Annotated in this window: 12 protein-coding genes; 10 read left to right on the forward strand and 2 right to left on the reverse strand. The window is 67.9% G+C overall.

The features are described from left to right. Positions 1-26: 26 nt before the first annotated feature. On the forward strand, positions 27-1004 hold the full coding sequence (locus WDLP6_RS33405; RefSeq protein WP_162571946.1) for a Bug family tripartite tricarboxylate transporter substrate binding protein: 978 nt from the start codon (positions 27-29) through the stop codon (positions 1002-1004). A 9-nt stretch (positions 1005-1013) separates the two neighbouring features. On the opposite strand, the gene WDLP6_RS33410 is transcribed toward WDLP6_RS33405, so the two are convergent. Then, complete coding sequence (locus tag WDLP6_RS33410; RefSeq protein WP_162595581.1) at positions 1014-1835, reverse strand: IclR family transcriptional regulator; 822 nt, start codon at positions 1833-1835, stop codon at positions 1014-1016. Positions 1836-1949: 114 nt separating this feature from the next. Between WDLP6_RS33410 and WDLP6_RS33415 the strand changes: the two genes are divergently transcribed. The 5 genes from WDLP6_RS33415 (at position 1950) to WDLP6_RS33435 (ending at position 7474) form a co-directional block, all read left to right on the forward strand. Beyond that, the gene (locus WDLP6_RS33415) at positions 1950-3092 is read left to right on the forward strand and encodes an acyl-CoA dehydrogenase family protein (RefSeq protein ID WP_162595582.1); all 1143 of its coding nucleotides are present in this window, start codon (positions 1950-1952) and stop codon (positions 3090-3092) included. Positions 3093-3197: 105 nt separating this feature from the next. After that, positions 3198-4187, forward strand: coding sequence for a Bug family tripartite tricarboxylate transporter substrate binding protein (locus WDLP6_RS33420; RefSeq protein ID WP_162595583.1), 990 nt, complete (start codon positions 3198-3200; stop codon positions 4185-4187). A gap of 4 nt (positions 4188-4191) precedes the next feature. Continuing rightward, the gene (locus WDLP6_RS33425; RefSeq protein ID WP_162595584.1) at positions 4192-5118 is read left to right on the forward strand and encodes an alpha/beta fold hydrolase; all 927 of its coding nucleotides are present in this window, start codon (positions 4192-4194) and stop codon (positions 5116-5118) included. After that, complete coding sequence (locus WDLP6_RS33430; RefSeq protein ID WP_162595585.1) at positions 5115-6005, forward strand: amidohydrolase family protein; 891 nt, start codon at positions 5115-5117, stop codon at positions 6003-6005. The genes WDLP6_RS33425 and WDLP6_RS33430 overlap by 4 nt, the downstream gene beginning before the upstream one ends. Further along, entirely contained in the window at positions 6002-7474 is a 1473-nt protein-coding gene (locus tag WDLP6_RS33435; RefSeq protein WP_162595586.1) for a class I adenylate-forming enzyme family protein, read from the forward strand. The genes WDLP6_RS33430 and WDLP6_RS33435 overlap by 4 nt, the downstream gene beginning before the upstream one ends. A 21-nt stretch (positions 7475-7495) precedes the next feature. On the opposite strand, the gene WDLP6_RS33440 is transcribed toward WDLP6_RS33435, so the two are convergent. Beyond that, complete coding sequence (locus WDLP6_RS33440; protein ID WP_162595587.1) at positions 7496-8386, reverse strand: IclR family transcriptional regulator; 891 nt, start codon at positions 8384-8386, stop codon at positions 7496-7498. Positions 8387-8543: 157 nt separating this feature from the next. On the opposite strand from WDLP6_RS33440, the gene WDLP6_RS33445 reads away from it, so the two are divergent. The 4 genes from WDLP6_RS33445 to WDLP6_RS33460 are packed head-to-tail and all read left to right on the forward strand — an operon-like array spanning position 8544 to position 12341. Then, positions 8544-9704, forward strand: a complete 1161-nt coding sequence (locus tag WDLP6_RS33445) for an ABC transporter substrate-binding protein (protein ID WP_162571954.1) — start codon at positions 8544-8546, stop codon at positions 9702-9704. A gap of 52 nt (positions 9705-9756) precedes the next feature. Further along, positions 9757-10683, forward strand: coding sequence for a branched-chain amino acid ABC transporter permease (locus WDLP6_RS33450; RefSeq protein ID WP_162595588.1), 927 nt, complete (start codon positions 9757-9759; stop codon positions 10681-10683). A gap of 33 nt (positions 10684-10716) precedes the next feature. Further along, positions 10717-11571, forward strand: coding sequence for a branched-chain amino acid ABC transporter permease (locus WDLP6_RS33455; protein ID WP_162571956.1), 855 nt, complete (start codon positions 10717-10719; stop codon positions 11569-11571). A gap of 11 nt (positions 11572-11582) precedes the next feature. Continuing rightward, complete coding sequence (locus WDLP6_RS33460; RefSeq protein WP_162571957.1) at positions 11583-12341, forward strand: ABC transporter ATP-binding protein; 759 nt, start codon at positions 11583-11585, stop codon at positions 12339-12341. Positions 12342-12353 lie beyond the last annotated feature (12 nt).

Below are 12353 nucleotides of genomic sequence, written 5' to 3' on the forward strand. Positions count from 1 at the left end.
TTCCATTGCAACAAAGAGACATCACCATGATCAAGAAATCACTGCTCCTTGTCCTTTCCCTCCTGTTCGCGCTGGCGGCATCGGCCGCCGGACCGGACGCCAGCGACTATCCCAGCAAGCCGATCCGGCTGGTCATCCCCTACCCGCCGGGCGGCTCGGCGGATCTGGTCGGCCGCATGGTGGCCGACAAGCTCGGCAAGAGCCTCGGCCAGACGGTGGTGGTCGACAACAAGGGCGGCGGCTCGGGCTCGATCGGCAGCGACTTCGTGAGCCGCGCGCCGGCCGACGGCTACACGCTGCTGGTGGCGATCTCCGACACGCATGCGATCAATCCCGCGGTGATGGCGAACCTGCCCTACGACCCGCAGAAGGACTTCGCGCCGATCTCGCTGCTGGCCACGCAGCCGATGGTGCTGGCCGTGGGCCGGCACATGCCGGCGCGTACGCTGGCCGACTTTGTCGCCGAGGCGAAGAAGCGTCCCGGCGCGCTGACCTATGCGTCGAACGGCAAGGGCGGCCTGCAGCATCTGGCGATGGAACTCTTCAGCCGGCAGGCCGGCATCAAGGCGCTGCATGTGCCGTACAAGGGTGCCGGGCCGGCGCTGGCCGACGTGATCGGCGGGCAGGTGGACGCGCTCTTCATCAGCCTGCAGGGCGCCGGCGGCAATCTTGGCACCGGCAACCTGCGCGCGCTTGCGGTTGCGGCGCCGAAGCGGCTGTCGATGGCGGCGGACGTTCCGACCTTCGCGGAGTCCGGCTACCCCGACACCGTGGTCACGCAGTGGTACGGCCTGATGGCGCCTGCCGGCACGCCGCCGGCCATCGTCCAGAAACTCAACAGCGAGGTCCGCAAGGCGCTCGACACGCCGGACATCTCGGACAAGCTCAAGGCCGTGGGCACCGAACCTGCCGGCGATACGCCGCAGGAGTTCGCCGCCTTCCTTGCGGCGCAAATCAAGCTCTGGGCCGGGGTCGCCAAGTCGGTGGGCGCGCGGCTCGAATAGCGCGCGCCGCTATCTCTTGCGGCGTGCGCCGCCCGGCTCGTCGACCGGGATCAGCGGCGCGATCCGCTGCGCCAGGGCCTGGAGTTCGGGCACCAGCACGCTGACCAGCCGCTCCCGCGTCATGTGGGAACGCGCGCCGCCGCAAGTCAGCGCCATGACGCGCTTGCCGTCGGCCGAAATCACCGGCACGCCGATGGCATTGATGTCGCGGTGCGACTTGCCCAGATTGAACACGAAGCCGCTGCGCCGGTAGTTGCGGATCGCCTCGGCGATGTCGCGCGACTTCGCTTCCCATTCGTCGGGCGCGCTCGCCTGCAGCTTGGCCATCAATGCCTCGCGTGCCTCGTCGCCGATGGCCGCCAGATAGGCCCAGCCCAGCGACGAATTGGCAAGGTCGAGCGACGAGCCGACATGCAGGTTCACGCTGAGGATGCCGCGCGCCTCGCTGCGCTGGACGATGACCATGCCGTCGCGGTAGCGCTCGCCGAGCGAGACGGAGACCTCGAAGCTGTCGGCCAGTTCCTTCATCAGCGGTTGCGCGAACTCCGCGATGCCGGTGTGCGTGATCGCCGCGTGCCCGAGCAGCAGCACGCCCGCGCCGATGCGCAGGCGGTCCGGCGTGCGCCCCGGCACCAGGTAGCCCAGCGTGGTCAGCGTGTAGCACAGGCGCCAGACGGTCGATTGCGCGAGGCCGGTCTCGCGCGCGATCTCCGTGGTGCCGAGTTCCTGGCGATCGGCGGTGAAGCACTTGAGGATCTCGAGCCCGCGCGCGAGCGCGGTCACGAACATCGGATGCTTCGTGTCTTCTTCCTGCATGTCGGTCTTGTCCATCGCGAACGAGTTTAAGGGGCGCCCCTTGACGCACGTGCCGGGCGGATTCACAATAAATCCATTCTACGGATTTGTTATCCGTATAACGAATAGACAGCAAAACCCTCACCCTGGATGGAACTGAACTGCACACCCGATCTCGCCGAGATGCGGCCCGCCGTCCGTCGCTTCGTCACCCGGCGCCTGGAACCGCTCGCGCGGCAGATCGATGCCACCGGCGAAATACCGGCGGCCGCGCTCGCCGAGCTTCGCTCGCAGGGTTATCTCGGCATGCGCCTGCCGGCCGAGGCCGGTGGCGGCGGCTTCGATCTCTCGACCTACTGCCTGGTGATGGAAGAGGTGGCGCGCTCGCACCGCGTCTTCACGCTGATGCTCGATGCCTCCAGCGGCCTGACGCCGATCGGCATCGCGCGCCACGGCACGGCAACGCAGCGGACGAAGTACCTGCCCCGGCTGGCGGACGGCAGCTGGCTCGCGTCCTTCGGCCTCACCGAGCCCGAGGCCGGGTCGGATGCGTCCGCGTTGCACACGCGGGCCGAGAAGCGCGAGGGCGGCTGGTCGATCACGGGGCTCAAGCACTACATCAGTGGCGCGCACAAGGCGCAGGTGATCCTGGTGTTCGCAGTCAACGATGCGGCCCGGCGCGCGCGCGGCGGCATCACGGCTTTCCTGGTCGATGCGAACACGCCGGGCATGACGATCGATCGTGTCGACAAGACCATCGGCTCGGATCCGATCCAGCTGTCGGAGCTGCGCTTCGACGACTGCTTCGTGCCCGACGACGCGGTGCTCGGCGAGGTGGGCCACGGCTTTGCGATCGCGATGGGCTCGCTCGCGAGCGGACGCATGGGCGTGTCGGCAGCCTGCATCGGCACCGCCGACCGGCTGATCGAACTCGCGGTGGACCATGCCAAAACGCGACAGACTTTCGGCAGCGCGCTGTCCGAGCGCCAGGCCATCCAGTGGATGCTGGCCGATTCCGCCACCGAGCTCGCGCTGGCACGCGCGCTGGCCTACGAGGCCCTGCGCCGCATCGACGCCGGCGAAGACACCGGCACGGCGACCAGCATGGTCAAGCTGCATTGCTCCGAGATGGTAGGCCGGGTGGCCGACCGCGTGGTGCAGATCTTCGGCGGCGGCGGGCTGATCCGCGGTGTGCCGGTGGAGCGCTTCTACCGCGACGTGCGGCACTACCGCATCGGCGAAGGTTCGTCGGAGATCCAGCGGATGCTGATCGCGCGCGAGCTCCTGGCATAGCGCCGGCGGCCGACCCCTGATCTCTATGCACCGTCGACCCGAAGGGAAACGGTATCGGCGGAATGTTCCGCCACTGGCTGGCCACACGTGCCACGGAGAGACGCCATGCAGCCCTCGTTCCTGAAGTTCCCCGCGCGCCTGGCGCGTCATCTGCTGATCGGCATCGCGATGGTCGCGACCTGCATCGCGCATGCCGAAGATCCCTGGCCGAACCGGCCCGTGACGGTGATCAACCCCTGGGCCGCGGGCGGTCCGTCGGACACCATCATCCGGCCCATCACGGACCAGCTCGCCAAGCGCCTGGGTCAGGCTTTCATCGTCGACAACCGCAGCGGCGCGAACGGCACCATCGGTGCCGCCGCCGTGGCGCGCGCACGGCCCGACGGCTACACGCTGCTGTTCTCGCACGTGGGTCCGATCGCGATCAGTCCCGCGCTGCCGCAGAAGCTGCCCTACGACCCCATCAAGGACTTCGAGCCGATCACTCAGCTGGTCTCGAGCGGAACGGTGCTCGTGGTCCGCTCCGACTTCCCGGCCAAGACGCTGGCGCAGCTCATGGCGTATGCCAAGGCCAACCCGGGCAAGGTCGCGTACGGCTCCGTCGGCGTCGGCAGCACGACGCACCTGGCCGGCGTCATGCTCTCGCAGCTGGGACACGTCGAGATGACGCATGTGCCCTACCGCGGCTCGGCGCAGATCAACACCGACCTGCTCGCCGGCCAGATCCAGATGGCGTTCGTGAACATCGCGGGCGTCGTGCCGCTGATCAAGGACGGCCAGCTGCGTGCGCTCGCGGTGAGCACGCTTAAGCGCACGGCCGTGCTGCCCGATGTGCCGGCGGTGGCCGAGACGATGCCGGGCTTCGAGGTCAACTCGTGGTACGGCCTGATGGCGCCGGCCCACACGCCGCCCGCGATCATCCACAAGCTGCAATCCGAGACCGCGCAGATCCTGAAGATGCCCGAGGTCGCGGCCCGCATGCGCGAGAACGGCCTCGACATCGAAGGCACCACGCCCGAAGCGTACGGCCAGAAGATCAAGGAAGACATCGTGCGCTGGGCCGCCACCGTGAAGGCGGCGGGCATCAAGGAATGAGCGCATGACGACGCTGGCCCTCGCCACGCCTGAACTGCTTTCCCCCGGTCCGCCGCATACGGTGCAAGCACCGGCGACCGTGCGGCGCGGCTTCGCCGATGTCGCGGAAGGCCAGGTGCACTTCCGCGAGGCCGGCCGGCGCAGCCGCGCGCGCCGGCCGCTGGTGATGCTCCATGCATCGCCCGGCTCGGCCCGGATGCTGGAGCCCCTCGTCGCGCAGCTGGGGCGGCACCGGCACGTGATCGCCACCGACACGCTGGGCAACGGCGATTCCTCCGCGCCGCGCCTGCCCGCGGAGGGCGGCATGCCGTCGATCGCCTACTTCGCCGATGCCCATGTGCGCGCGCTCGACGCGCTGGGCATCGCGGCCTTCGATCTCTATGGCAGCCACACCGGCGCCAACATCGCCTGCGAGATCGCCATCGCGCATCCGCAGCGCGTCGGCCGGCTCGTGCTCGACGGCGTGTCGCTCTACAGCGCCGAGGAGCGCGAGGACATGCTCAAGCACTACGCGCCCGGCGTGAAGATCGACCAGGCCGGAAGCCAGCTGCACTGGATCTGGAATTTCGTGCGCGACGTCTACCTCTTCTGGCCCTGGTACCGGCGCGATGCGGCCCATGCGCGTTCGGTCGGCCTGCCGCCGGCGGACGAACTGCACGACAAGGTGGTCGAGGTGCTGAAGGCCACGCGGACCTACCACTACGCCTACCGGTCGGCGATCGGCTACGACAAGGCGCCGCGGCTGCCGCTGGTCCGCGTGCCGACGCTGCTGGCATGCGGCGCCGGCGACATGCTGCTGGCCTACTTCGAACGCGTGCAGGCCCTGATGCCCGACGCCCGGCCGCTGATCACCCGCGGCACCGCGACGCCCGATGCGCTGGCCGAGACGGCGCGGCATTTCGAAGCCTTCCTGAACGAAAGCTCCCCATGACAAAGCACGACATCCAGGCCATCGACGCGGTGGTCAACATCTGGACGCCCGAGACGCACGCCATCCGACCCAATCGCGACGCCTTCTTCGGCGGCAAGATGAAGGTCAAGGACGACACGCTCGCCGGCATCACGCACGAGGAAATGCTGCGCCGCATGGACGCGGCCGGCATCGAGCGCGCCTTCCTGATCGCGTCCAAGGTCGGGCCGCTGCTGCACAAGTCGAGCTACCACATCCCCTACGAGATGGTGGCCGAAGCCGTCGAGCGCCATCCCGACCGTTTCCACGGACTCGCCGGCCTCGACCCGACCGAAGGCATGGACGGCGTGCGCCAGCTCGAGCGCGCGGTGAAGGACCACGGCTTCATCGGCGCGCACTTCTATCCGCACTGGTTCGAGCTCGCGCCCGACCATGCGAAGTGGTATCCCTTCTATGCCAAGTGCGTGGAGCTCGACGTGCCGGTGCAGCTGCAGGTCGGCCAGTCGATGCTCTACGACCCGAAGCACCGGCTGCGCAGCGTGGGCCGCCCGATCTCGCTCGATGCGGTGGCCTGCGACTTCCCGGAACTCAAGCTCATCGGCATCCATGTCGGCATTCCATGGACCGACGAGATGATCGCGATGGCATGGAAACATCCGAACGTGTACATCGGCACCGACGCCCACAGCCCCAAGTACTGGCCGGAGGCTTTCGTCAAGTACATCGACAGCTTCGGGCAGGACAAGGTGATCTTCGGCACCGACTTCCCGGTGCTCGACTTCGAGCGCACGCGCGACGAGATCGAGGCGCTGGGCCTGCGCCCGGTGCCCAAGCGCAAGCTGCTGCGCGACAACGTGCTGCGCATCTACGGGCTGAACGAGGACGGCTCGCGGGCCGCGAAGCGATGAACGAGGCCGCCGTCCCGAACCTGGCCGACCCGTTGGCGCTGCATGCGCGCCAGCGGCCGACCCAGCCGGCGCTCGTGCACGGCGGTACGGTGCTGGACTATCGCGAACTCGATCTCGCGGTGCGCCGGCGCGCCGCGCGGCTGCAGGACCTGGGCGTGGAACCCGGCGGCATCGTCGGCATCGCGCTGCGCGATTCCATCGAGCATGTGCTCATGCTCTTCGCGGTGGCGCGCGCCGGCGCTGTGATCCTGCCGATGGATTGCCGCTGGAAGGAATTCGAGAAGCAGCGCCTGGCCGCGCACTTCGAGCCGGCAGCGGCGATCGTCGAGCCCGGCGGCGCATTCGAAGGCGCACGCTGCATCGCGGTCGACGAAGCCTGGCTGGCCGGCGTCGCGACGGCCGATGCCGATCGCGCGTTTCCCGATGGCGACCGCGGCCTCGTGATGTCGCTGTCCTCGGGCACGACGGGGCGGCCCAAGGGACCGCTGGTGTCGCACCGCAAGTTCGCCAGCCGCTTCTGGACGCACTGGGTGGACCTCGGCTTCGGCAGCCGCGAGACCTACATCAACGCGACGCCGCTCTACTTCGGCGGCGGCCGCGCCTTCAGCCTGTCGACGCTCTGTTGCGGCGGCACCGTGGTGCTCTGCCCGCCGCCTTACACGCCGGAAGAACTCGCGGCCGAAGTCGCGCGCACCGGATCGACCGTGCTGTTCCTCGTGCCCACGCTGCTGCGCCGGCTGCTCGAATGCGACGTTGCCACGCTGGCGCCGCTCAAGCGGCTCAGGACGCTGGTCTCTTCCGGCTCCGCACTCACCGCCGAGGAACGCGTGCGCATCCGCGAGACGGTCTGCCCGAACTTCATCGAGTACTACAGCTCGACCGAAGGCGGCGGTGTCTCGGTGCTGTCGTCGCAGGACCAGCTGCGCCACGGCGAGTCGGTGGGAAGGCCGGTGTTCGGCGTCGAAGTGCAGATCGTCGACGACGCCGACCGGCTGCAACCGCCCGGCAGCATCGGGCGCATCCGCTACCGCGGGCCCGCGGTCGCCGATGGTTTCTATCGCGATCCCGAGGCCAGCCGCGAAGCCTTCCGCGACGGCTTCTTCTATCCGGGCGACCTCGGCACTTTCAACGACGAAGGCTACCTGTTCCTCAAGGGCCGGTCCAAGGACATGATCATCCGCGGCGGCATCAACATCTACCCGATGGAAGTCGAGAGCACCCTGATGAGCCACGCAGCCGTCTCCGAAGCCTCGGTGGTGGGCTGGCCCTCGCGCGAATTCGACGAGGAGGTCGCGGCCTTCGTCGTGCGCAGCAAGGACGTGCAAGCCGGCGAGCTGCTCGCGCTGTGCAGAGAGCGGCTCGCGCCCTACAAGGTGCCGCGGCAGATCTTCTTCGTCGACGACCTGCCGCGCAATTCGCTCGGCAAGGTCGTGAAGGCGCGGCTGGTGGAAGGCCTGGCGCCGCTCTGAGCGCCCTGCCCGCGCGCCGGTTCAGACCAGCGCATTGAGCATGTCGTGCGCCTTGCGGCGCAGCTGCCAGCGCTGGTAGGCATCGCTGTTGAGCTGGGCCGACAGCTCGGCCGCGCAGGCCTGCAGCGTCTCGACCTGCTTGCGGCGCGGCGGATTGGGCACGTTCTGGATCGAGCCGACGATCGACAGCGCGCCGGCCAGCACGTCGCCGTTGCGGAAGATGGGCACGGCGATGGTGTTCACGCCGAGCATCATCTCGCCGTTGCAGACTTCGTAGAACTGCTCGTGGATCAGGCCGAGCCGCTTGCGGATGCGCGCCGGGTCGGTCATCGATTGCGGCGTCTCCGAGGTCATCGGGGCCGACAGCATTTCCTCCTGCACCACGGCCGGCGAGAACGCGAGTGTCAGCCGGCCCAGCGCCGAGCAATGCGGCAGCGGCCGGTTGCCGGGCTTCACGCTGATGCAGATGCGCGCATAGATGTTGTCCATGGTCGCGATCACCATCGGACTGCCGTTGATCGGCACCGCGAGCACGGAGGTTTCCTTGAGTTCGTCGCGCAGCCGCAGCAGGTAGGGCTCGGCGCGGCTGCGCAGGTCGAACTGCGTGCCGGCCGCTTCGCCGAGCTGGAACACGCGCCATCCGAGGCGGTAGCGATCGGTGGCCTGGTCCTGCTCGATCAGGCCGACCTCGCGCAAGGTCGAGAGATGGCGGTGCACGCGCGGCTTGGTTTCGCCGAGCGCCTCGGCCAGCTCGGTCACGCCCATCGCGCGCTGTGCGAGGGCGAGCTCGTCCAGCACGCGCACTGCGACCTTGACCGCTTCCACCGAGTTGAGCTTTTTCTCGCCGGGCAGCAACGACTTCCGGGTCGACGGTTTCGGCGGCGAAGGACGTGCAGCAGGGGAACGGGGCATGGAGTTTGGCCTTTAAATGCGACGTTACGTTCATCGTAATCGCTTGTCATCTGGAATGCTATGCGATATCGTATATCGTCTGACGTAACAACATCGCTTTTGCAGACAGCGGCGCGATGGCCCGTCGACCCCTTCAAAAACTCCGAGGACCCTGCCAATGAAACATCTCCGCCGTTGCGTCGTCGTCTCCGCCGTGTTGCTGGCCAGCGGGCTGCTGGCCCATGCCCAGGGCGCGCCCGCGCCCACCAAGGAGCCGCTCAAGTTCGGCCTGGCCATGCCGCTCACCGGCTCGCAGGCGCTGTTCGGCGCCGACCAGGTCAAGGCCGCGCAATGGGCCGTGCAGGACATCAATGCCAAGGGCGGCATCGAGGGCCATCCGCTCGAGATGGTGCTGCTCGACACGCAGGCGGATCCGCGGCTGGGCATCAACGCAGTCAATCGCCTGGTCAACGTCGACAAGGTGCCGGTCTTCGGCACCGCATGGAGCGCGGTGGTCAAGTCGGTGGCGCCGATCGCCAACCGCAGCCAGGTGCTGGAACTGAGCGTCGGCGCGAACTCGCCCGACATCGCAAAGCTGGGCGACTACGTCTACACCACCTACCCGCTCGCCGACGTCGACGTGCGCGCGCAGGCCCGCTATGCACACGACACGCTGAAGAAGGCCACGGCCGCGGTGCTCTACATCCACAACGACAGCGGCATCGAAGGTGCGCGCATCTACCGCGATGCGTTCCAGGAAGCGGGCGGCAAGGTGGTGGCCTACGAAGCCTACGACGCCCAGGCGACCGACTACACCGGCGCGATCCTGAAGGTGCGTGCGGCCAACCCGGACATCATCCATATCCAGGGCCTGGTGGCCGACCTGCCGCAGGTCGTGGCGCAGCTGCGCCAGCTCGGCCTGAAGCAGCCGGTGTCGACCTACTCCGCGGGCTACAACCCGAAGGTGGTCGAGCAGCTGGGTGCCGCGGCCGAAGGCATGCTGGTCTCCGCGCTCGCGCCGTCGGCCGAGCAGAACGCCGATGTGGCGAAGTTCGTGGACCGCTGGCAGCAGACCGAGAAGCGCGTGCCCAACGGCCTGCCCTACACGCAGTACCTCTACGACATGCCCTTCCTCATCGGCCAGCTCTACGCGCACCTGATCAAGACGAATCAGCCGCTGACCGGTCCCAACATGAAGAAGGCGCTGGTCGAGGTCGGCAAGTTCGACCTGCCGCTGACCGGCCTGCTCGAATTCACCAAGGACCATCGCGTGAACAAGCCGGTCTACCTGTTCGAGGTCAAGGGCGGCAAGTTCGTGCCGGTCGCGACCGTCAAGTAGCCAACCCGCCGCGGCGGCCCTCCGCCGCTGCGCCCGCAAAGGTCATCGATCCATGGTCGACATACAGACGCTGCTCCAGATCCTCTGGACCGGCATCGCCACCGCCACCTACGGCGTGCTGCTCGCCGCCGCGTTCTCGCTCGTGCTCAAGGTGGTCAAGGTCTGGAACTTCGCGCAGGCCGGGATGATGGGCATCGCCTACTACACGATGTACGTGGTGATCTTCCGGCTCGGCTGGCCTGCCTTGGCGGGCATCGCCGCCAGCCTGGTGATCACCATCGCGGCGGCACTCGCGATGGAGGTCTGGGGACTGCAGACTTTCCGGCGGCGCCATTCGCCGTCGCTCACCTATTTCATCTTCACGCTGGTGGTGTCGGAGTTCGTGCAGTACATGCTGGCGATGGTGTTCGGCACCGAGCCGGTGTCGCTGGCCGGCAATCTGATGTCGTCCTCGACGCTGGTCGGCGGCATCGTGATCAGCCGCTGGGACCTGACGGCTCTGGGCGTCGCCGTGGTGGTGATGGCGGCGCTCTACCTGCTGCTGAAGAAGTCGCGCTACGGCAAGTTCATGGTCGCCGTCGCCGACAACCCGCACCTGTCGCGCCTGTACGGCATCAACGTGCGCCCGGTCTATGCCGCCACCTTCGCGATCGCCTCGGTGCTGGTCGTGGCCGCCATGTACCTGTTCGGCACGCGGGCCTCGATGGTGCCCAACACGCCGCTCGAGATGATGCTGTTCGCCGTCATCGCGGCGCTGCTCGGCGGCATGGGCAACGTCTTCGGCGCGGCCGGCGCGGCGCTGTTCCTCACGCTGCTGCGCGCGTTCAGCATCCTCGTCATTCCTTCGGCATGGCAGGGGCTGATCCTCTACGCGCTGCTCTTCATCACCATCCTGCTGTTCCCGAACGGTGTGCGCCTGCGGCGCCGCGCCAAGGTGCAGCCGGTCGCCGCCACGCCCGCGGCCGAACCCGCCGCCTGAGGCGCCGCCACCGAAGCCACACGGACCCTTGCCATGGAATACGTCATCTCGCTGCTGGTGCTGATCGGCCTCTACGTGATCCTCAGCGCGAGCTTCAACCTGATCATCGGCTTCGGCGGTTTGATCAGCATCGCGCATCCGATCTTCTTCGCGCTCGGCGCCTACACGGTCGGTGCGCTGAGCGTGCAGTTCGACCTCAACCCCGTCCTCGCCGTCGCGGCCGGAGGGCTGGTGGCGCTGCTGGCTTCGTTCATGCTGTCGCTGCCCTCGCTGCGCATCTCGGGCGACTACCTGCTGATCACCAGCATCGGCTTCCAGCTCGGCCTGATCGAGATCATCAAGAACCTCGATTTCATCGGCGGCGCCGGCGGCCTGAGCGGCATCCCGAACGTGGTGGAACAACATCGCAGCGCGACCTTCGCCGCGATCGCGCTGGGCCTGGCGCTCGCCAGCGTGCTCTTCATCCGCGCGCTGGTGCGCGGGCCCTACGGCCGCGCGATCCAGGCCATGCGCGACGACGAGCTCGCCTTCTCCGCCCTCGGCCGCAACGCGATGAACATCAAGATGACGATCTTCGCGATCGGCTCCGGCATGGCCGGCGTCGCAGGCGGCATCTACGCCTATTACTACCAGTACATCACGCCCGACCAGTTCCAGATCCTGCAGTCCGCGATGATCCTGACGATGGTGGTGGTCGGCGGCATGGGCTCGGTCTACGGGCCGGTGGTCGGCGCGGTGCTGCTGATCGCGCTGCCCGAAGCCATCACCTTCCTCAACCTGCCCTCCGAGATCATGGGCCCGCTGCAGGGCGTGATCTTCACGCTGCTGGTGATCGTGTTCCTGTTCCTGCGGCCGCAGGGTCTGGTCGCGCCGGCGCGTGCCCGCTGAAGGAAGCCTCGATGAGCACCGTGCTTTCCCTTCAGAACGTCTGCAAGAAATTCGGCGGCGTGGTCGTGGCCGACCACATCGACCTCGAGCTGCACGCCGGCGAGATCATGGGCCTGATCGGCCCGAACGGCGCCGGCAAGACCACGCTGTTCAACCTGATCTCCGGCGTCGTGATGCCCGATGCGGGCGAGATCGCCTTGACCGGCCGCGGGCTCCATGCGCTGCCGCTGTACCGCCGCGCGCGCCTGGGCGTCGCGCGCACCTGGCAGCACATGCGGCTGTTCGGTTCGATGAGCGTGCTCGAGAACATGCTGGTCGGGCCCTCTCACTATCCGGGCGAATCGCTGCTGCGCGTGGTCTTCGCCGGTGGCGCGGTGCGCCGTGCCGAGCAAGCGGCGCGCGAGCACGCGATGCAGGTGCTGCAACGCATGAACATGGAATCGCTCGCCGCCGCCAGCGTCAACGACATCACCTTCGGCCAGCAGAAGCTGGTCGGCCTGGCCCGCGCACTGATGAGCGATGCGCCCTGCCTGCTGCTCGACGAACCGATGGGCGGCGTCGAAGGCAGCGCCTACGAGACCATGCGGACCATCGTCCGCGAGGAGGCGCAGGCCGGCCGCGCCGTCTGCGTGGTCGAGCACAACGTCTCCTTCATCCGCGACCTCTGCACCAGCGCCGTCTTCATGGTGCAGGGACGCATCGTGGAGCGCGGCGATGTCGGCACCCTGCTCGAGAGCAAGGCGCTGGCCGAACTCTATTTCGGAAAGTGACGGCACCCGCCG

This window comes from Variovorax sp. PBL-E5 (assembly GCF_901827185.1).
Classification (GTDB): Bacteria; Pseudomonadota; Gammaproteobacteria; order Burkholderiales; family Burkholderiaceae_C; genus Variovorax.

Excerpts from the sequence above, each read along its gene's own strand:
- WDLP6_RS33440 (WP_162595587.1), bottom strand. The coding sequence starts at position 8,386 with ATGCCCCGTTCCCCTGCTGCACGTCCTTCGCCGCCGAAACCGTCGACC.
- WDLP6_RS33445 (WP_162571954.1), top strand. The coding sequence starts at position 8,544 with ATGAAACATCTCCGCCGTTGCGTCGTCGTCTCCGCCGTGTTGCTGGCC.
- WDLP6_RS33455 (WP_162571956.1), top strand. The coding sequence starts at position 10,717 with ATGGAATACGTCATCTCGCTGCTGGTGCTGATCGGCCTCTACGTGATC.
- WDLP6_RS33430 (WP_162595585.1), top strand. The coding sequence starts at position 5,115 with ATGACAAAGCACGACATCCAGGCCATCGACGCGGTGGTCAACATCTGG.
- WDLP6_RS33405 (WP_162571946.1), top strand. The coding sequence starts at position 27 with ATGATCAAGAAATCACTGCTCCTTGTCCTTTCCCTCCTGTTCGCGCTG.
- WDLP6_RS33410 (WP_162595581.1), bottom strand. The coding sequence starts at position 1,835 with ATGGACAAGACCGACATGCAGGAAGAAGACACGAAGCATCCGATGTTC.
- WDLP6_RS33420 (WP_162595583.1), top strand. The coding sequence starts at position 3,198 with ATGCAGCCCTCGTTCCTGAAGTTCCCCGCGCGCCTGGCGCGTCATCTG.
- WDLP6_RS33415 (WP_162595582.1), top strand. The coding sequence starts at position 1,950 with ATGGAACTGAACTGCACACCCGATCTCGCCGAGATGCGGCCCGCCGTC.
- WDLP6_RS33425 (WP_162595584.1), top strand. The coding sequence starts at position 4,192 with ATGACGACGCTGGCCCTCGCCACGCCTGAACTGCTTTCCCCCGGTCCG.
- WDLP6_RS33460 (WP_162571957.1), top strand. The coding sequence starts at position 11,583 with ATGAGCACCGTGCTTTCCCTTCAGAACGTCTGCAAGAAATTCGGCGGC.
- WDLP6_RS33450 (WP_162595588.1), top strand. The coding sequence starts at position 9,757 with ATGGTCGACATACAGACGCTGCTCCAGATCCTCTGGACCGGCATCGCC.
- WDLP6_RS33435 (WP_162595586.1), top strand. The coding sequence starts at position 6,002 with ATGAACGAGGCCGCCGTCCCGAACCTGGCCGACCCGTTGGCGCTGCAT.